Below are 20,240 nucleotides of genomic sequence, written 5' to 3' on the forward strand. Positions count from 1 at the left end.
TTTTTTAACCCGGTGGTTTTTACTGCAATTTTATATATTATTTTAAGACGGTATATAAACCCCACGGGTGGGCAAGGTGCGAAGCACCTTTGCCAGGGCATAGCGAGGATTTCCTGCGCACGAACGTCATCCGCACGATCTCAGCGATATCCGCGCAGGAATCCGAGTTATGTCCGTAAACAGTCACTAAGCCACTGGGAAATCCCCGGTGAACACCTCCACGGCCGGGCCGGTCATGAAGCCGTGGCCGGTTGCGGCGTCGTAGCGGATCGTGAGGTCGCCGCCCACCAGGTGGACGAGGACCTCGGTATCCTTTCGAAGCTTCCCGGCGAGGCAGCCCGCAGCGACGGCCGCAGTCGCACCGGTTCCGCAGGCGAGGGTCTCTCCGGAACCACGCTCCCATACACGGAAGTCGATCTCGGTGTCTGAGATGATCCGGATAAACTCCGAGTTTACCTTCTCTGGAAAACGCGGATGGGTCTCAAAATCATGCCCATATAAAAGAAAATCCAAATCAGAGACCTTAGAAACACGAAGCTCCGGATTATCTGAAAGGAAATATACCGCATGCGGATTTCCAACATCGATTCCGATGAAATGGAGATGCATCCCGTGAACAGTGATATCTTCCGGAAGCTCTGATGTCAGCTTCGCCACGCCCATATCCACCGTCGCGCGGGTCATAACCCCATGTTCTGTATAAAGCTTTATGTTCTTAAGTCCCGATTTGGTATCGATGACTGCTTCTGTTCGATCAGCGGGAATGATGCCGTGATCATAGATAAATTTGGCGACACAACGGATCCCGTTGCCGCACATATTGCCCTCCGATCCGTCGAGGTTAAACATATGCATGTACGCATCTGCCCTGTCTGACGGCTCAATCAGGATCAACCCGTCGCCGCCGACACCGTAGTGCCGATCTGCGATGCGCTTCGCCAGCGCCGAAGGGTCCTGAACCTGTTCGGAAAAGCAATTTACATATACATAGTCGTTTCCACAACCCTGCATCTTTGTAAATTTCATCTTTTTTCCTTTTTCTAAATCTACACAAATTTTCACTATATTAGCAAAATAGGTCTCCCAATACAAGCCCCGTTTTACGAAAAAAACAAGGCGCAGGGAGTCCGGTGATTCCCTGTGCCCTGTCTTTTTACTTCTTCTTTCCGAGGTAGGCGGCCTGGATGTCGTCGTTTGCGAGGAGCTCGGCACCGCTGCCCGAGAGGGTGATGCGACCGGTCTCCATGACGTAGGCCTGATGTGCGACCTTGAGCGCCATGTTCGCGTTCTGCTCGATGAGCAGGATCGTGGTGCCATGCGTTTCATTGATGCGCTGGATGATGGAGAAGATCTCGCGAACGATGATCGGAGCGAGGCCAAGGGACGGCTCGTCGAGCATCATGATCTTCGGCTTCGACATGAGGGAGCGGGCGACGGCGAGCATCTGCTGCTCACCACCGGACAGGGTGCCGGCGAGCTGCCAGGAGCGCTCCTTCAGTCGCGGGAACATGCCGTAGATTTCCTCGATGTCTGCGTCGAGTGCGTCGCTTCGGAGGTATGCACCGATTTTGATGTTCTCGAGGACGGTCATATCCGGAAAGACGTGACGTCCTTCCGGGCAGAGCACGATGCCCTTCTCCACACGCTTCGCGGTCGGCATGCTCGTGATATCCTCGCCATCGAAGACGATGCTTCCTTCGCTCGCTTTCACCAGTCCGGAAATCGTACGCAGCGTCGAGGACTTGCCGGCACCGTTCGCACCGATCAGGGTGACGATGGCGTGATCCGGTACATCGAAGCTGATGCCCTTCACGGCTTCGATGCCGCCGTAATGAATTTTCAGATTCTCTACTTTCAGCATGTTGTGTCCCCCTTGTTCTCTCTCATCCGCACTCTGTCTGCGACATTCCCAGCGAGCAGACGGATGTCTTCTCCCGCTCTTCCGGAGTGATCCACGATGTCGATTCGGATGTACGATTTAAAAATCTCAGTCTTCCGCATCGTCTGAACCTCCTAAGTAAGCGTCGATAACCTCCTGGTTATTCTGGATCTCCTCCGGTGTGCCATGTGCGATGAGCCTTCCGAAATTCAGAACGTAGATGCGCTCCGAGATCTGCATGACGAGATCCATGTGATGCTCGATCATGAAAATGGACAGGTGATACTGGTCACGGATCTTCACGATAAAGTCGGTCAGCTCCTGCGTCTCCTGCGGGTTCATGCCGGCCGCCGGCTCATCGAGCAGCAGCAGCTCCGGCTTCGTCGCGAGCGCACGTGCGATCTCGAGGCGGCGCTGGAGTCCGTACGGAAGGCTCGATGCGATATCATCCTTGTACGCATAGAGGCCCTGCTCCTGCAGAAGCTGCTCGGTCTCTGCCCGCATGCGCTCCTCTTCCTTCCGGTTCAGGCGCAGCGTCGCGCTGAAGACATTGTCCTTCGCACGGAGATGCTCGGCGATCAGGACGTTATCGAAGACCGTCAGATTCGAGAAGAGACGGATGTTCTGGAAGGTCCGGGCGATGCCGAGCTTCGTTATGGCATCCGGAGCGTTGCCACGGAGATCGCGGCCGTCGAACTTCACGGAGCCGGAGGTCGGGGTATAGATACCGGTGATGCAGTTAAACGCCGTCGTCTTGCCGGCACCGTTCGGACCGATCAGGGCGACGATCTCACCGCGGTTGACCTCGAGTGAGAGGCCGTCGATCGCGCGTACGCCACCGAACTGCATGACGACGTTCTCCATCTGGAGGACATTTTCTTTTACTTCCCTCATCTCTGCTCCTCCACTTCCTTCACTGTTTTCTTTCCTATATAAAGCGCAGACGCATACGCACTGCCGAAACGAAGGTCCGGCTTTTTCATCTCACTCATCCCTTTCCCCTCGCTTTCTTCACTTTTTTCTTCCCGAGTCCCCGGAAGAAGCCGAGGATCCCGTTCCAGCTGAATTCACTCGTGCCCATGAGGCCGCGGGAGTAGAACAGCACGACCACCATCAGGAGGATGGAGAAGATCACCATTCGGAAGCCCGGACGGAACAGCGGGATGTTGATACTGCCGATGTAGAGCGGCTCATCGAAGAAGCGGAGCAGCTCACGGCCGGCGGTCACGAGGAAGGCCCCCAGCACGGAGCCGGTCACAGAGCCGATCCCGCCGATAACGACGATCAGCAGGATGTCGTAGGTGAGGGACACCTGGAAGGTCTTACTGTCGATGGAGCGCATGAACATCGCGAGCATGCCGCCACTGACGCCGGCGAAGAAGGAGGAAATCACGAAGCTGAGCTCCTTCGTCTTAAACAGATTGATGCCCATCGCCTCAGCCGCGATCTCATCCTCGCGGACCGCCTTGAACATCCGTCCGAAGGACGAGTTGATCAGGAGTACCATGAGGCCAATGCAGACGACCGTAAGCGCAAGCACCTGGAATAAACTCGAGAAGCCCGGGATGGACTTGAGGCCATACGAGCCGTTCGTGATGGTATCGAGCTGCGGAGCCGAGATCAGCGCACGGATGATCTCCGCGAAGCCGAGGGTCGCGATCGCGAGGTAGTCGGACTTGAGACGGAGCACCGGGATACCGATGAGGGCCGCAAAGGCCGCCGTTACGAGTCCGCCGAGGATCAGCGCCACGAGGATCGGTGCGTGCAGGTTCGCGATCGCCGGATGGATACCGGAGATGTAGTACACGGAAGCACGCTGCTCGACCGGGATCGTGAGGATCGCGGTCACATATGCGCCGAGCGCCATAAAGCCGGCCTGGCCCAGCGAGAACAGACCCGTGAAGCCGTTCACGAGGTTCATGGACACAGCGACGACCGCATAGATCATCGAACGCTCGATGATGGAAATCGCATAATTGTAGCTGTATTTGTTCGCGTCCAGGAAGGCGCAGGCCCCGAGGATCGCCACGATCAGCAGGAGGCTCAGGATGGTGTTTCTGCGCTTCTCCGGCGTCATGTTTACCTTTGTTTTCATCGCTGCTTCCTCCTTATACCTTGTTCGTGGTCTTCTCACCGAAGAGTCCGGTCGGCCGCACGAGCAGCACGACGATCAGGATGACGAAGGTGAAGGCATCTGAGAAGGTGGAGTAGCCTGCGGCGACGAGCGCCGTCTCCCCGAGTCCGATCAGGAAGCCTCCGACGACCGCACCCGGGATCGAGCCGATCCCACCGAATACGGCTGCAACGAAGCACTTCATGCCCGGCAGGGATCCGGAATACGGATACACGGTCATACGATCGGTGAAATACAGGATGGAGCCGACCGCGGCGAGCAGTGACCCGATCGCGAAGGTCAGGGAAATCGTCTTATTGATATCGATACCCATGAGGGACGCGGTCTCATAGTCCTTCGAAACTGCACGCATCGCCATACCCATCTTCGTATGCTGGATCAGCGTGATGAGTAAATACACGAGCACGAGTGTCAGCACCGGCGTCAGGAAGGTGACGAAGGAGGCCGACAGGCCGCCGATCTTATAAACGTGCTTCAGCACCGGGATCTCCGGATAGCCCATCGGGAGCGCGGTGAAGAGGTAGGTCGCGAGGTTCTGCAGCAGGTAGGACACGCCGATCGCAGAGATCATGACGGACATACGCGGAGCGGAACGAAGCGGCTTATAGGCGACGCGTTCAATGCCTACACCAAGTGCGGTGGTGGTGATCAGTGTCACCGGAACGGCGATGTACCATGGCAGTGACGCCATGGCGAAAATCATGAAGTAGCCGGCCATCATGAAGATATCTCCATGGGCGAAGTTGATCAGGCGCAGGATGCCGTAGACCATCGTGTAGCCGATGGCGATCAGTGCGTAGGCACCGCCGAGCGAGATACCTGTCAGACACTGCTGCAGGAAGGTTGTAAGAGACATAGGTTTTTCCCCTTTGAAGATGCCCTCGGGCGAGGGTGGAATCGAGTGTGTTACATGCGTGAGCATAAACAGAATTGCAGGAAGGAGTCGCTCGAAGCGGTCCTTCCTGCATTCATCGGCTGCCGGTGGAGTGGCGACAGACGCCACCGCCCGGAGCGGAAGCTTTCATCAGTTCTGAACGGTTGTGGTGGTCAGGAACTCGAACTTGCCGTCCTTCACGGTCTTGATGAAGGCCATATCCTTGTTTGCATCCCCATTCTCATCGAAGCTTATGCCGGAGCCGGTCACACCGTCGAAGGAAACGGACTTCAGGGCTTCCTTGATCGCCTCACCATCGGTGGACTGCGCCTTTTCGATCGCATGGTATGCTGCGAGGTACGCATCATAGCCAAGGGCAGAAACGGCCGGGATGACATCCGACTGCTTGTTTGCGGTCAGATACTCCTTGAAGCCGGTGATGAAGGACTTCGCCTCATCGTTCGCCGGCTCGGACTCATCGAAGAAGGTGGAAAGAACAATGCCCTCTGCAGAGGCGCCTGCATTCTCGATGATCGTGGAGTTCTCCCAGGTATCACCAGCGGCGATCAGGGACTTGATACCGAGCTCGCGCGCCTGCTTGATGATGAGCGGTGCGGTCGTGATGGAAGACGGTGCGAAGATGATGTCCGGGTTCGCGGCCTTGATGTTCGTGAGTACTGCCTTAAAATCGGTCTGGTTCGTCTGGAACTGCTCCTCGTCGACGACGGATCCGCCGAGCTTCTCAAATGCGGTCTTGAAGAAGGAACCTAAGCCAGAGGAGTAGTCATCACCGAGCTGTGTCAGGACAGCTGCGCTCTTATAGCCGTTCTGGTAGGCGTAGTTCGCCATAACGGTGCCCTGGAACGGATCGAGGAAGCAGACTCTGAAATAGTAGTCGTTACCCTGGGTCACCTGCGGGTTCGTGCAGGATGCGCCAATCGCCGGGATCTTCGCGTCAGCGAAAATCTGGCCGGCTGCGATGGAAACGCCGGAGCCATAGGAACCGAGCACGACGCTGACCTTATCGCCGACCAGCTTGTTTGCTGCGCTGACAGCCTCGGTCTTATCCGACTTATTATCGACCTCATCAAGCTCGATCGTGTACTCGGTGTCGCCGATCTTCACCGTCTTATGGGTCTCGTTTGCGTAACGCATACCGAGCACCTCCTGGAATCCGCCACCGCCGTTCTCGCCGGTCGTCGGCTCAAACACACCGATCCGGATGACGTTTCCACCGGACTTTCCGGAAGACGATCCGGCTGCCGGTGTCGAAGATGCGCCACATGCCGCCAGAGATGCGGTCATCGCCGCTGCAAGTCCAAGTGCTACGAGCTTTGCTGATTTCATAATCTCCTCCTCTGAAATGTGCCAGTGGTGATGTACATCTCCGTCTGGACATTCTTCTTTGATGTGTGCGGGTGTCGCGGACGTTTGTCCGCTTGCCTCGTACATTTGCTTTATTTTATCACTTCAGTGTATGAATGCAAGAGGAATTCTCACTAAAGTTTGATAAAATCCATCGTTTCATAGCGTCCGGTTATGGCTGGGATACAGAAAAGGGAGCTGCCGCTCACGCGACAGCTCCCTTGCTGGTCTTTTTTCTTCAAATCATTCTATTGTCAAAATAAGGCAATGTAAACTTCTGGAGAAGTTCGAATGTGTCAAACTCAAGCAATGTTACATAGTAATAACGCAGTCATTTGCAAAAATCAACTATCTTCGTCGACTGCGGCTGCGGTTGCGCTCCGCGCGGACAGTGTGTGCGGCCTGATGCTCGCGAAGCTTCTCGTCCTCCATGTGCGTGCGGGCGCGCTGCTTCAGGCTACGTTGTGAAACATCGCTTCTCACGCGCGAGGTCTTCTGCTCCCGCAACGGAGCTTCATCCATCCCTATGCGGGCACGCTGCCGGGTGCTGAGTCGCGATGCATCATCGCGGCTGTACGACGCTTTCCGCTCGCGGCGTCGCTCGACGAGGGCGAGGAACTCTTCCTCGGACATCTCCATCTCCTGGAGGCGCTGTGCGCGCTTCTCCTGCATGCGGCGACTCAGCTTCCGGTCGTCATGGACGTTCTTCAGGCCGACCGCGGTGCCGGAGCCGAGGATGAAGAAGGCCATCACGCCGACGATGGTCAGGACACTGACCGAGGTGGCGACGGCGACCTTCGTACTGGTCGGGGTCTCATGCAGGATAACCTCGATGGTCGGCTCCTTCTGGATGAAGTAGCGGCCGACCGTCACGCCATCCGCGAGATACTCGATCTCCGCGATCGTATGCGTCGGGATCTCCGACGACGGAAGATTATAGTTCAGCTTATATGTGATGCCGTCCTGGCTCGCGCCCTTCGGCAGTGATAGCAGCACATTTCCCTCGACATGGATATCGGAGGCCTTACAGCTCTCGTCGACGATGGTGTCCGCGACGAAACGGTTCCGAAGCTCCTCTCGATTAAAGAGCGCGTCCGAAACCGGCTGGTTCTCCGTCTGGTTGAAGCCGAGATCCAGGAGCGCCTTCGTATCGACGTAGTGCGCCGGGTTTTTATCCTGCAGCACGACCGCCACCAGATGACGGCCATCCTGCTCGGCCATGGTAATCAGCGTATTGCCGGCAAGCTTTGTATAGCCGGTCTTGCCGGCGATGACACGGGCATCCGAATAGGCAGTGTCCTTGCGAAGCATCTTATGCTCCATATAGACGGTCAGACCGCCCGGATTTCGGATCGTCCCCGCCATCTTGTAGGACGCATGGGACTCGATCTCCAGGAAGTCCCTGTTCTTCATCGCTTCCGCACCGATCAGTGCCATATCATAGGCACTGGTGTAGTGGTCCTCGGCATAGAGGCCGGACGGATTTGCGAAGTGGCTGTCCTGGCAGCCGAGGCGTGTCGCCTCCGCATTCATCATGTCGACGAAGGCCTCGCGGGAACCCGCCACATGGCAGGCGAGTGCATTGCCGCACTCATTCGCAGATTTCAGCAGCAGTGCGTAGAGACAGTCCCGTACCGTCAGGACGTCGCCCTCTTCGATCTGGGCATTCGACGATCCGGCGTCGACATTGTACACGTCATCATGACTGAAGGTCACCTGCTCGTCGAGGTCACAGTGCTCCAGTACCACGAGCGCGGTCAGCACCTTCGTGATCGACGCCGGGGCCATCTTTTCGTGCATGTTCTTCTGAAACAGGACCGCCCCGGTGTCCGCGTCGAGGACGACGCCGGCGCCCGCGGTGAGCTCCGTATACGGGAAGTTCCACGCGGCGTACGCGTGCATCGCGAGGAGCGGCGTCCCCAGGGTACATATGAGAAGGGTCATGAGGACGGCAGCGCAGGTTCGGCGCCATCGCCCGTGATGATGATAAAACATTTTACAAGTTCCTATCTAAAAAATCATAAAAATTCATTCAGCACTCCGGTTCCGGCGAGGACGAAGCGTCCGCCGGCGATGATCGGGATCTCGGAGCCGTCGGCGCGGATCGCCGTGATGCGGTCGAGCTCGTCATACGGGATCGTGATGTCGGTGTGCACGGCGAAGTAAGCCTTCTCCGGCTCTGTCTTCCGGAGGATCGAGCAGCTGTTGTCCTTCGCGACGAGTTCCTTTCCATCCGGATTATAGAGCTGCATGTCCTCCATAAAGGAGTAGCAGGTGTCGCCGACCGCGAAGTGCGGACCGGTCTTCTCTGCGATCAGAATCGGCATCAGTGCACCGATACCGTAGCGCTGTGCCATCCGGTAGGCGCGGGTGTTCGTGCCGATCGCGAACTCGCCCATCGGCAGTCGCTCCTTCTCACCGAAGATCACCTTGCGCATGAGTGCCCTTCCCTGCTCCGGGTCCAGGAAATTCGCACAGCTGTAGTCCGCGACGCGACCATCCTCGAAGCGGATCCGAAGATCCCGGAACTGGAAGCCCTCGATAAACACAGAGCGGACGTTCAGCATACCGGAGGTGCCTTCGAGCTGCGGCGAAGTGAAGACCTCACCGAGCGGGATGTTCACATCCGACAGGCAGTTCTCGAAATTCGTCTCGCGGGCAGGATTCGCCAGCGGGTGGAGTTGTACGTACAGGTCGGTTGCATTGCCCTTCCCCTGGATATGAACGGTGCGCGCCTGGTCCAGGGCGGCGATCAGACACTCCTGCACGGGACGGTACGCCGCCGAGGACAGAGTGTTGACCGCCTCCGTCTCGCGGAAAATCGCCTCGAAATCCGGGCCGATCGTCGGAAGCGGCCAGGCGATGATCGTGAACGAGCGCTCTTCCTCGAGCACGAATTCATGCACGAGCAGCTGCACGCTGTTCTGGTAGTGGCCGTACACCTCAGACTGGTGCGTCGTGAAGCGAAGCCGCGCGGGCTCCTCCACCGGCTCGAAGGCAGGCGCGCCGAAGCTTTCCATCACGACCGGACCCGCATAGCGGCCGATCTCGTCCCCATAGGAACGGAAAATCTGGCGCTGCTCCTCGAGCATGCGGGCGCAGATGCGGTCCCCCATCACGAGGGCGAGGTCGTAGCTGTGGTCGAAATCCATCTGCGGATTCGGGCTCTCATAGAGCTGGCGGCTCCGGCCCGGAGTGCGCGTCAGGAAATGCTGCGGGCGTAGCGGGATTGTGAAATCGAAGCCATCCTCCGCGAAAAGTGCCGCGGTGCGTTTCACCACGCGCTCGAAGCCTGCCGGGTAGCTGAACTCGACGACTGACTTCTCCTCGTACGGCTTCCCCTGGATGCGGAAGCCATCCTTAAATCCCTGATACCAGGTCCGCGCCATGCGGTCAATGCGGTCGTCTGGCAGCTTCGCGATAAATTCCGCCGTCCGGAGGGCAGTGTCCGATACATAGTAGCCGAAGCGGCAGATGTCGGTCGGCTCCAGGAAATCGTGGTCAAGGAGAATCTGACGCGCGTAGGAACGCGCCGGGATGTACATCGCATCCATCTTCCGACGCAGGAAATCCTCGGAATAATCGTGGGCGTAGCTGTAAAGAACGTCGCGGAGCTGCTTCGGTTCCGGAATGCCGGCCATCCAATCGTCCGTTCGGGTCTGGTCACTCGTGGCCGAATTCCGACAAACGGCAGGGGTCACCTCCGCCATGGCGGGCGACGGCGCTGCTGCAGGCTGCGGACAGGCTGACCTATACTCTTCCCACGCCGAGGTAAACATGCAGTAGACCTGCACGAAGGTCTCGAGCACACAGACGATGTCCTCGAGATCCTGCTGGTACGCCGACGGAATCAGCCCCTGCAGCTCCATGTACAGTGCCGACAGCTCGGCACCGACCGGCCCCAGCTTCGCCACGGCCACTCGCGGATTCAGGTAGGAATCCTCGTAGCGCTCCGCCGCTTCTCGGTACAGCGCCGCATTCCAGCGCTGAAGCTCTGGCAGTGGCAGCTCGCCCTCTGTGCGCGCTTTCATAAACGCATCCAGTAATAAAATAAATTCTGCGGCCGCCGTGAAGTATGCCTGGAAAGCGGCGTTCAGCGCATGCTCCTCCGGGATCTTACGGATCCGCTCAATCACATCATCATATCGTTCCATGGTGTTTCTTTCTTGGTAGTGGTAACGGGGCGTCATCGCTTCCCGGTAGTTTATGGGGTCTGACCCCATTACGATTTTCTTAAGGTGGTCGCCCTATCCTCGATGGGGGGGTCAGACCCCCTGGCTTCGCGGGAGGTCGTGGCGGGCCGCCGTCACTTCCCGGTAGTTTATGGGGTCTGACCCCATTACGTTTTTCTTAAGGTGGGTGCCCTATCCCCGATGGGGTCAGACCCCCTGGCTTCGCGGGAGGTTGTGGCGGACCGTCAGATCATCGTCTTCAGGCCGAGGGCGATGAAAATGATCCAGACCAGCAGTACGCAGGCGGCGATGATGCCACCGATGCGAACCGGGACGTAGTTTTTCTCACTGTCGTGGAGGGCCAGGATCAGGAAGTAGAGCGAGAAGATGGCCATCACGATGGAGCTGAAACCCAGCGCGCCCAGGAGCATCGGTCCCTGGCCCTGGAAGTGCACCGCCAGGGCCAGGGTCGCGAGCAGGAGCCCGAGCGCCAGCAGCATCGTCAGGATGCACGGCCAGGTACCACGCGCGATCTTCTTCTTTATGTAGTTGTATCTTTTCTTTTTGGCCATAGTTAGGTTTCGTTCCTTCTCGGAAGTTTGTGGGGTCTGACCCCATTACGATTTTCTTAAGCTGGATGCCCTATCCTCGATGGGGTCAGACCCCTCGGCTTCGCGGGAGATCGTGGCGGGCCGCCGTCGCTTCTCGGTAGTTTATGGGGTCTGACCCCATTACGATTTTCTTAAGGTGGTTGTTCTATCCTCGATGGGGTCAGACCCCCTGGCTTCGCGGGAGGTTGTGACGGGTTGCGGTTGCTTCCCGGGATACATCCAGGTCGGGAGCATTGTCCTCTTCCGCTACTGCTTCGGGTGTTTCAGGAAGTAGCGGCGGATGCGTTCGTGCTGGACGATATGGAAGGCGATGTAGCCGAGGGTGCCGCCGAGGGTGTTCAGGATGATGTCGTCGACGTCGCAGCTTCCGGCGCGGAAAAACAGCTGAATCATCTCGATCGAGTAGCTGAGAAGATAGGTGCAGATCACCGCGTCGTACCAGTACTTCCGGCAGCGTGAGCTGATCACACCAAGAATGAAGCCAAACGGCATAAATCCGAGGATGTTCCCGTAAAGGTTCAGGAACACGCCTCGGAATCCGATTTGCGATGCACAAAAAAGATACCGTCTGATTTCCACAAACGGCTTCAGATTATAGGTATAGTTTTCCTTCACGCCGAGGCCCCGCTCCGCCATGTCCGCGAAGAACATGAGGTAGAACAGCGCGCCCAGGTAAAGGACGAAAAGAACCCAGCCCAGTCGCTGGTTTCTCGTGCTGTGCTTCGCCATCCGTTTAGAAGGTGATGTCGTTCTTCCGCTTCAGAAGCAGCGCACCATTCACGATCGACAGGATGCCGATGATGAGGCCGGACACCAGGATGATCACACCGAGCGCGATCGAACCCGCCCCCGTATTTCGCATCGTTTTATATACTTTTTCCATATTATCTCCGATCATACATTCCTATCTTTAAGAGATCTCCAGAGTCCCTCGCCCGACGCCCTGCGCCGCGCTTCCGAGCAGATTCGAACGCCGTTTCCCCATAGAAAGCGCCTTTTTATGCAAAATCTGCAGACCTCTGAACATCAACATCTTAGCATAATGGAAAAATGATGGCAAGTTTAGTATAATCGGGCTCAGATCTGTGCCGGGCAGGTGTACCCGGATGCCCACAGCCCGACATCGTACGAATACAGCTTTGCATAGCAGCGAATACAGGAGATGAATGATATGGAAGCAGAATTACTGAAAGAACTGGATGACGAAACCTTGGATGCGGTCAGCGCGTTAGTGTCTCTGTGCAATGCAGCCGACCACACCTCGTATGACACAGACCTGGACGGTGACTTCTACTATATCATCCGAAATGATGACCCGGAGGAGAGCGGTGTCGAGGAGGCACTGTTTGCCGTACTCTCCGGCTATCTTCTCGGCGAGACCATCGACGGGAAGCCGGTGCTGGAGATCGAGGCCTTCACCCACCCGAGGATGCGCCAGATCGGCATGTTCCGCATGTGCTACCAGAGCCTGCTCGACGACTTCCGCGGCTATCGCATCCGTTTCATGATCAAGCGCCCGATCGCTGGTGATGATGAACCGGTATACGATCGAATATCCTTTTCGGACGAAGATTGCTCACAGGACGCTCGGGATGGAAGCAGCTCCTGCGAAGACCAGTATGACGTGGGTGATTCCGATATGTCCGGCAGACCGCTACGGACCGCGACGCCGTTCGTCGCACCGGACAGCTACGAGACACTCCGTGCCCTTGGGGCGACACATCAGTACGATGAGCTGTTCATGGCGAAGACGCTCGCGCGCCCGATCTCCGATCCGGGCGACAGCCTCTCAAACAGCTATGGTGAAGTGCATCTCACGCCGTTCAGCGCCGACACACTCTACCTCTACGGCCTCCTCGTCTATGATACGTATCTCGGGAAGGGGCATGGCCGCGCCCTGATGGAAGCGGTCGAAGCCACGCCGGCCGACGGCCCATATAAAAAGATACTTCTTCAGGTCGCCAGCAATAATGATATCGCGGTTCATCTCTACGAAAGCCTCGGCTATAAGGAGACGGAGCGCGTACTTTATTTTCTAAATCACGAATAATTAAGTAATAGCCCAACCGTCCGGTACTGACTTGAGAAGTTTGAAGCGCTCCTCATTCGCCCACCCCATAGAGTCAGTGGATATTTGCACGTTTTGGTCCCACTCCAATTCATGAGGAGCCCTCTAACTTCTGGCTGACCGGAAGCCAAAGAACGATCGTAGGCATGGTTAAATGCGGAAATTGATGATCGTGCCTGCTATTACGATCGATTTTCAGGTAATTAATGAGCGCGGCCTGGAAATCTTCACTGACGGACCGGGTGAAACAGATAAAAATCGAAGATGCTATCCAATAACTGGCGGATTATGAAATAGTGGATATTTTTAACATCGTTTATCATTTTTGTGTACGATGCTAAGATATCCACTATTTCATAATCGGGCGCATATTGGATAGTTTTCTGTAAAATCATGCATACGCATATAAGCGTACCATCCAATCTACTTGGTTTTTTCAAATAGTGGATATGTATTTCGCGCTTCTGAGAAGAATTTTTATAAGCAGATATCCAATTAACCTTTATTTATAAAATACTGGATACTCGAGCCCGGATTCCTCTTTTGAAATAAGGCTTTTCATATCCAGTATTTTCAAAATCGCCTAAGAGTGGATGTGTTTAAGCCATCCTCGATTATTCCAGTCCAAAAACATATCCAGTATTTTCAAAATCAAGCCATATTGGATAGGAACATGACGTTTTAGCCCCAGGGCCCGGGAACCTGCTTGCCGTTAGCATCGATCCAATTTTTCACTGTTTTGATACAGCATCACTCGACCGAACTAAAACAGGCGCCGGTTTTTTGTTTGCCTGCTTGGGATGGGACCGATATGTAAGTAGATAAAAGATGTATGCCGGGGGTGGGCAGGCAAACAAAAAGAGGTGCCTTATATAGCCCCTTGAAAGCCGCCGTATAAACAGATTCTTTCACAGCTTATACCGGTCATATCTTACATCCTTTCAGATAATAGTGTTTTCTGTCATCAAAGGAAGACCCCCGGCTTTTCAGCCGGGGGCTTCTTTTACGCCTACTCTATCAACAAAAAAGCCGCCGTATAAGCAGATTCTTCCATCGCTTATACGGCGGTCATATTTTACATTCTTCCGAATGATGCTATCTTCAGCTTTCTCACTTCACCTTCAGCTTGTCGAGTCCCCAGATGTCCTTCACGTACTCTTCGATGGTACGGTCGGAGGAGAACTTGCCGGCGTTTGCGGTGTTGAGGATCGCGGCTCTCGCCCACCATGCCTCGTCCTGGTACTTCGCGACGGCACGCTCCTGTGCGTCGTGGTAGGACTCGAGGTCCTTCAGGATGAAGTAACGGTCTGCGACGTCGGACTCCTGAGTGTTCAGAAGTGAGTTGTAGAGCGGACGGAACAGCTCCGGGTTCTCCGGGCTGTAGTAGCCGTTCACGAGCTGCATCAGCACGCGACGGATCTTCTGGTTGTTGTTGAAGATCTCCATCGGTACATACTGATGGTTGTGCTCGAGCTCGATGACCTCCTCTGCGGACATACCGAAGATGAAGGCGTTCTCATCACCGACTTCCTTTACGATCTCGACGTTCGCACCATCCATGGTTCCGAGGGTCAGGGCACCGTTCAGCATGAGCTTCATGTTGGAGGTTCCGGACGCTTCCTTGGACGCGGTCGAAATCTGCTCGGAGATATCCGCGGCCGGGATGATGATCTCGGCGTTCGATACACGGTAATCCTCGATGAAGACCACCTTGATCTTACCGTTGATGGACTCGTCGTTATTGATGACGTTCGCCACGCTGTTGATCAGCTTGATGGTCAGCTTCGCGGTCTTATAACCTGCCGCCGCCTTCGCACCGAAGATGTATACATGCGGATAGAAGTTCATATCCGGATGGTCCTTCAGCTCGTTGTACATGTACATCACGTGCAGGATGTTCATCAGCTGACGCTTGTACTCGTGCAGTCTCTTGACCATGACGTCGAAGATCGCATCCGTCGATACCTGGATGCCGTTATGCTCGAGGATGTACTTCGCGAGGCGCTCCTTGTTGTGACGCTTGATCGCCATGAACTCCGCCTGGCACTTCTCATCATCCGCATAGACCTCGAGCTTCTTGATCTTCGAAAGGTCGGTAATCCAACCATCGCCGATCTTGTTGCTTACCCAGGCTGCAAGCTCCGGGTTCGCATGTACCATCCATCTACGCGGGGTGATACCGTTCGTCTTGTTGGAGAACATCTCCGGGAACATCTCATAGAAGTCCTTCAGGGTCTCCTTCTTCAGAATCTCGGTATGAAGCTGTGCGACACCGTTCACGGCGTGGCTGCCCACGATCGCGAGGTGCGCCATCTTCACCTGACCGTCATAGATGATCGCCATCTTCGAGATCTTATACTCTGCGTTGTTCGGATACTTCGCACGGATCTCCTCACAGAAGCGACGGTTGATCTCCTCGACGATCTGATAGATACGCGGAAGCAGCTTCGAGAAGAGCTCAATCGGCCACTTCTCGAGGGCCTCGGCCATGATGGTGTGGTTCGTATATGCACAAGTCTTCTTCGTGATCTCCCATGCCTCATCCCACTCGAGGCCATAGTCGTCCATGAGCACACGCATGAGCTCCGCGACAGCTACGGTCGGGTGCGTATCGTTCAGCTGGAACGCGACCTTCTCGTATAGATGGTGAATGTCTCCATCATGCTTCTCGTAGTACTCCTTGACGGCGGTCTGTACGGAAGCGGAGATGAAGAAGTACTGCTGACGCAGACGAAGTTCCTTACCCGCGAGGTGGTTATCGTTCGGATAGAGAACCTCGACGATATTGCGCGCCATGTTCTCGTTCTCTACAGCTGCCTGGTAGTTTCCCTTATCGAACTCCTCGAGACGGAAGGTCTCCTTCGCCTCGGCATCCCATACACGGAGAGAATCGACGACATGATTACCATAGCCGACCACCGGTGTATCGTACGGAATCGCGATGACGGACTGATAGCCCTTCTGAACGAACTTCAGCTTGCCGTTTTCGTTACGTGTCTCCACCCAGCCGCCGAACTTGACTTCCTTCTGAAGCTCTGCACGACGAAGCTCGAACGGGTTACCGTCTCTCAGCCAGTCATCCGGCACCTCACGCTGGTAGCCATCCTCGATCTTCTGCTTGAACATACCATACTTGTAGCGGATGCCACAGCCGCATGCCCAGTAGTTGAGCGTTGCGAGGGAATCCAGGAAGCAGGCAGCAAGACGACCGAGGCCACCGTTTCCGAGTGCCCAGTCCGGCTCAGCCTCCTCGAGTGCATTGAGATCCAGTCCCAGCTCCTCGATCGCCTCCTTCAGCTCTTCATGACAGGTCAGATTCAGGATGTTGTTGCCGAGTGCACGGCCCATCAGGAACTCCATGGAGAGGTAGTACACGCGCTTCGCGTCCTGCTTCTCTGCAGCCTTCTGGGTCTTCATCCAGTCGTCGATGATGACGTCCTCGACAGCATACGCCACTGCGTGAAATGCTTCCTTCGTATTCAGATCTACGAGAGATCTACGGTAGAGCTTACGCGCATTGGTCTCTACAGCCTTCTTAAATGCAACCTTGTCAAACTTTTCCACCATATATAAAATCCTTTCATTCTCAATTCACTTTGCATCTGCAAAGCTTCGAATATACTTCCGACCAGGATCACGCCCCCTTCCCCTGTGCGGGAACCTCGTGAACCGCGGAAGAACTACGGAGGCCATAAGGGCCTCCGCCGTCTACATATGAATTACAGCTTCTCAACCGCAAGCTTTACCTGCTTACCGTTGATATCCCACTCCTTTTCATAGCCCTTCATGATGTCATATACGATGCTGTCGGCCATTACGATTCGCTTGATTTCGTCTTCATTCTTCTGCATAAGTGCAGCGACTTCTGCATTGTCCTTCACGTAAACCGTGATGTGGTCCATAACCTCGAAGCCGGCTTCCTTACGCATGGTCTGAAGCTTACTGATGATCTCACGGACGAAGCCCTCTTCCTCGAGTTCCGGCGTCAGGTTCGTGTCGAGCACGACGGTGAGGCTCATGTCCTCCTCGGTCACGAAGCCGCCCTTCTGTGCGACGTCGATGAGGAGATCGTCCTTCGTGAGGCTGACCTCGGTGTCACCGTCCACGGTGAACTTCAGTACGCCGTTCTGGTCGAGCTCGTCCATCGCTGCAGAGCCATCCATCTCGGTGAGATGTGTACGAATCGCGTTTAAGTGCTTGCCATACTTCGGACCGACGGTCTTCAGCTGTGGCTTAAATGTATAGGAAGTGAATGCGCGAAGGTCATCCTGGAAGGTCACCTTCTTGACATTCAGCTCGTCTTCGACGATGTCGACGAAGAAAGGATCGAGTACGTGCTCTGCCTTTACATACATGTCACCGATCGGCTGACGATTCTTTACAGCTGCGGTGTTTCTCGCTGCACGACCGAGCAGTACCATGTGCAGCACCTCATCCATGTTCTCCTCGAGGGCCGTGTCGATCATCGACGCGTCCGCCTCCGGGAAGCTGCAGAGATGAACGGATTTCTTCGCAGACGGATCCACGCTGCATACCAGGTTACGGTAGATGGACTCGGTGATGAACGGAACCATCGGTGCCGCTACCTTCGAGAACGTTACCAGTGCGGTATAGAGCGTCATGTAAGCATTGATCTTATCCTGCTCCATGCCCTTCGCCCAGAAGCGCTCTCTCGAACGACGAACATACCAGTTCGACATGTCATCGACGAAATCCTGCATCGCGTTCGCCGCCTCCGGGATACGGAAGTTCGTGAGATCGTCATCGACTTCGCGGATCACGGTGTTCAGCTTGCTGAGCAGCCAGCGGTCCATGACACCGAGGGACGCGTAGTCGAGGCTGTACTTCGTCGGGTCGAAGTCGTCAATGTTGGCGTACAGAACGAAGAATGCATAGGTGTTCCAGAGCGTCGACAGGAACTTACGCTGTCCCTCGACGACGGCCTTATCATGGAAGCGGTTCGGCAGCCATGGTGCGGAGTTCGTGTAGAAGAACCAGCGGATGGCGTCGGCGCCGTGCTTCTGGAGCGCATCCATCGGGTCGACTGCATTGCCCTTCGACTTACTCATCTTCTGTCCGTTCTCGTCCTGAACATGGCCCAGTACGAGGACGTTCTGGTACGGTGCCTTATTAAAGAGGATCGTACTCTCGGCGAGGAGGGAATAGAACCATCCACGGGTCTGATCCACGGCCTCACAGATAAACTGTGCCGGGAACTGGGACTCGAAGAGCTCCTTATTCTCGAACGGATAGTGATGCTGTGCATATGGCATCGCGCCGGAATCGAACCAGCAGTCGATCACCTCCGGTACACGGTGCATCTCGCCACCGCAATCCGGACAGCGCAGGGTGATCTGGTCTACATACGGCTTGTGGAGTTCGATGTGCTCGTAGCCCACATAGTCGGAGCTGTAGCCGCCCTTGCCCTCAGCCTTCAGCTGTGCGAGGAGCGCGTCGTAGTTCGTGGAACGCTCGCGGAGCTCCTGGATGGAGCCGATGGCCTCCTGCTTACCGCAGCACGGGCAGGTCCAGATGTTGAGCGGGGTGCCCCAGTAGCGGTTACGTGAAAGACCCCAGTCCTGTACATTCTCGATCCATGCACCGAAACGGCCGGTACCGATCGTCGCCGGGAACCAGTTGACGGTGTTGTTGTTGCGAACGAGGTCGTCCTTTACGGCACTCATCTTGATGAACCAGGACTCTCTCGCATAGTAAATAAGCGGCGTATCACATCTCCAGCAGTGCGGATAGGAGTGGGTGAACTTCGGCGCATCGAAGAGCAGCTTACGTGCGGACAGATCCTTCAGTACCTCTGGATCCGCGCTGATCGCACCCGCGGCCATCTCCTTCTCGGTCGGCTTGCAGCGCATGCCGGCGAACGGCGTCTCCTCGGTCATCACACCCTTCTCATCGACGAACTTGATGAGCGGGAAGCCATTCTCGCGGCCGACACGAGCATCATCCTCACCGAATGCAGGGGCAATGTGTACGATTCCAGTACCATCGTCTGCCGTTACGTAGCCGTCTGCGATCACGAAGTGTGCGCGCTTATGCTGCTTCGCAGCCGCCTCCGCTGCACATGCATAGAGTGGCTCGTAGTCGATCCCGACGAGGTCCGTACCCTTATAGGTCTCGAGGATCTCGTAGGCCGGCATGCCGTCCTTCGCGAGCGGACCGAGTACCTTATCCAGCAGTGAGCAGGCCATCACGTAGGTGTAGCCGTCGGCAGCCTTTACCTTCGCGTAGTCCAGATCCGGATTTACACAGAGGCCGGTGTTCGATGGAAGGGTCCATGGGGTGGTCGTCCATGCGAGGAAGTAGAAATCCTGATCCTTCGCCTTGAAGCGGACGATCGCTGAACGCTCGGTCAGCTCCTTATAGCCCTGTGCTACCTCGTGGCTGGAGAGCGGGGTTCCGCAGCGCGGACAGTACGGTACGACCTTGAAGCCCTCGTACAGGAGCTTCTTCTTGAAGATCTCCTTCAGTGCCCACCACTCGGACTCGATATAGTCGTCATGGTAGGTAACGTACGGGTGCTCCATGTCTGCCCAGAAGCCGACCTTGTAGGAGAAGTCCTCCCACATGCCCTTATACTTCCAGACGTTTTCCTTACAGTGATCGATAAAAGGCGCGATACCGTAGTTCTCGATCTGATCCTTACCGTTGATGCCGATCTGCTTCTCGACCTCGAGCTCGACCGGAAGACCGTGGGTATCCCAGCCAGCCTTACGTGGTACCATCGCACCCTTCATCGCGTGGAATCTCGGAATCATGTCCTTGAACGCGCGCGTCTCGACATGGCCGATATGCGGCTTACCATTCGCCGTAGGCGGACCATCGTAGAAAACGTAGGATGGATCACCCTCGTGCTCCTTGATGGACTCTTCGAAGATATGATTCTGTCTCCAGAACTCCTCGACCTCGCCCTCGCGCTCTACAAAGTTCATGTTTGTATCAACTTTTCTAAACATAAGCGCCTTTTCTCCTTCAAAATATATATAAGTATAAACCGGTGTGGACCGGTTGCAGACCTCTAACCCGAAAAATAGGCAGAATGCGGCCTTTATAGCCTTCTCATTATAAAGTAGGGGGATGATAAAATCAAGGAAATAACGTGTAAAGGCGCGGTGCAGGCAT

General features: G+C 55.7%; 14 protein-coding genes. 1 reads left to right on the forward strand and 13 read right to left on the reverse strand.

Features of this window, described 5'->3' with window-relative positions; all coding sequences use genetic code 11:
• Positions 1-186: 186 nt before the first annotated feature.
• The 11 genes from dapF to ACTQ52_RS11245 form a co-directional block, all read right to left on the reverse strand.
• Complete coding sequence (dapF, locus tag ACTQ52_RS11195; RefSeq protein WP_441226932.1) at positions 187-1,026, reverse strand: diaminopimelate epimerase; 840 nt, start codon at positions 1,024-1,026, stop codon at positions 187-189.
• A gap of 127 nt (positions 1,027-1,153) precedes the next feature.
• Positions 1,154-1,861, reverse strand: coding sequence for an ABC transporter ATP-binding protein (locus ACTQ52_RS11200; protein WP_410043638.1), 708 nt, complete (start codon positions 1,859-1,861; stop codon positions 1,154-1,156).
• Positions 1,862-1,987: 126 nt separating this feature from the next.
• Positions 1,988-2,773: an ABC transporter ATP-binding protein gene (locus ACTQ52_RS11205; protein ID WP_410043637.1), complete on the reverse strand. Its 786-nt coding sequence runs from the start codon at positions 2,771-2,773 to the stop codon at positions 1,988-1,990.
• A gap of 94 nt (positions 2,774-2,867) precedes the next feature.
• Positions 2,868-3,974 (reverse strand): branched-chain amino acid ABC transporter permease, encoded by a 1,107-nt coding sequence (locus tag ACTQ52_RS11210; RefSeq protein ID WP_441982662.1) that lies wholly within the window; start codon positions 3,972-3,974, stop codon positions 2,868-2,870.
• A 13-nt stretch (positions 3,975-3,987) separates the two neighbouring features.
• On the reverse strand, positions 3,988-4,869 hold the full coding sequence (locus ACTQ52_RS11215) for a branched-chain amino acid ABC transporter permease (protein ID WP_410043635.1): 882 nt from the start codon (positions 4,867-4,869) through the stop codon (positions 3,988-3,990).
• Positions 4,870-5,037: 168 nt separating this feature from the next.
• On the reverse strand, positions 5,038-6,234 hold the full coding sequence (locus tag ACTQ52_RS11220) for an ABC transporter substrate-binding protein (RefSeq protein WP_410043634.1): 1,197 nt from the start codon (positions 6,232-6,234) through the stop codon (positions 5,038-5,040).
• A gap of 366 nt (positions 6,235-6,600) precedes the next feature.
• Positions 6,601-8,247 carry a serine hydrolase gene (locus tag ACTQ52_RS11225; RefSeq protein WP_441982663.1) on the reverse strand — a complete coding sequence of 549 codons (1,647 nt, stop codon included), beginning with the start codon at positions 8,245-8,247 and terminating at the stop codon, positions 6,601-6,603.
• A 23-nt stretch (positions 8,248-8,270) separates the two neighbouring features.
• Complete coding sequence (locus tag ACTQ52_RS11230) at positions 8,271-10,406, reverse strand: aminopeptidase (RefSeq protein ID WP_441982664.1); 2,136 nt, start codon at positions 10,404-10,406, stop codon at positions 8,271-8,273.
• A 263-nt stretch (positions 10,407-10,669) separates the two neighbouring features.
• The gene (locus ACTQ52_RS11235; RefSeq protein WP_441982665.1) at positions 10,670-10,996 is read right to left on the reverse strand and encodes a hypothetical protein; all 327 of its coding nucleotides are present in this window, start codon (positions 10,994-10,996) and stop codon (positions 10,670-10,672) included.
• Between the two features lie 285 nt (positions 10,997-11,281).
• Positions 11,282-11,764 (reverse strand): VanZ family protein, encoded by a 483-nt coding sequence (locus ACTQ52_RS11240; RefSeq protein WP_441226926.1) that lies wholly within the window; start codon positions 11,762-11,764, stop codon positions 11,282-11,284.
• Between the two features lie 4 nt (positions 11,765-11,768).
• Complete coding sequence (locus tag ACTQ52_RS11245) at positions 11,769-11,918, reverse strand: hypothetical protein (RefSeq protein ID WP_410043629.1); 150 nt, start codon at positions 11,916-11,918, stop codon at positions 11,769-11,771.
• A gap of 288 nt (positions 11,919-12,206) precedes the next feature.
• Between ACTQ52_RS11245 and ACTQ52_RS11250 the strand changes: the two genes are divergently transcribed.
• Positions 12,207-13,085: a GNAT family N-acetyltransferase gene (locus ACTQ52_RS11250; protein ID WP_441982666.1), complete on the forward strand. Its 879-nt coding sequence runs from the start codon at positions 12,207-12,209 to the stop codon at positions 13,083-13,085.
• A 1,128-nt stretch (positions 13,086-14,213) separates the two neighbouring features.
• Here the strand turns inward: ACTQ52_RS11250 and ACTQ52_RS11255 are convergent.
• Positions 14,214-16,670 carry a glycogen/starch/alpha-glucan phosphorylase gene (locus tag ACTQ52_RS11255; RefSeq protein WP_441226924.1) on the reverse strand — a complete coding sequence of 819 codons (2,457 nt, stop codon included), beginning with the start codon at positions 16,668-16,670 and terminating at the stop codon, positions 14,214-14,216.
• A 152-nt stretch (positions 16,671-16,822) separates the two neighbouring features.
• A complete protein-coding gene (gene ileS / locus ACTQ52_RS11260; protein ID WP_441982667.1) occupies positions 16,823-20,074 on the reverse strand; it encodes an isoleucine--tRNA ligase in 3,252 nt (1,083 codons plus the stop codon).
• Positions 20,075-20,240: the final 166 nt, after the last annotated feature.

The organism is Oribacterium sp. Sow4_G1_1 (assembly GCF_052116105.1).
Taxonomy (GTDB): Bacteria; Bacillota; Clostridia; order Lachnospirales; family Lachnospiraceae; genus Oribacterium.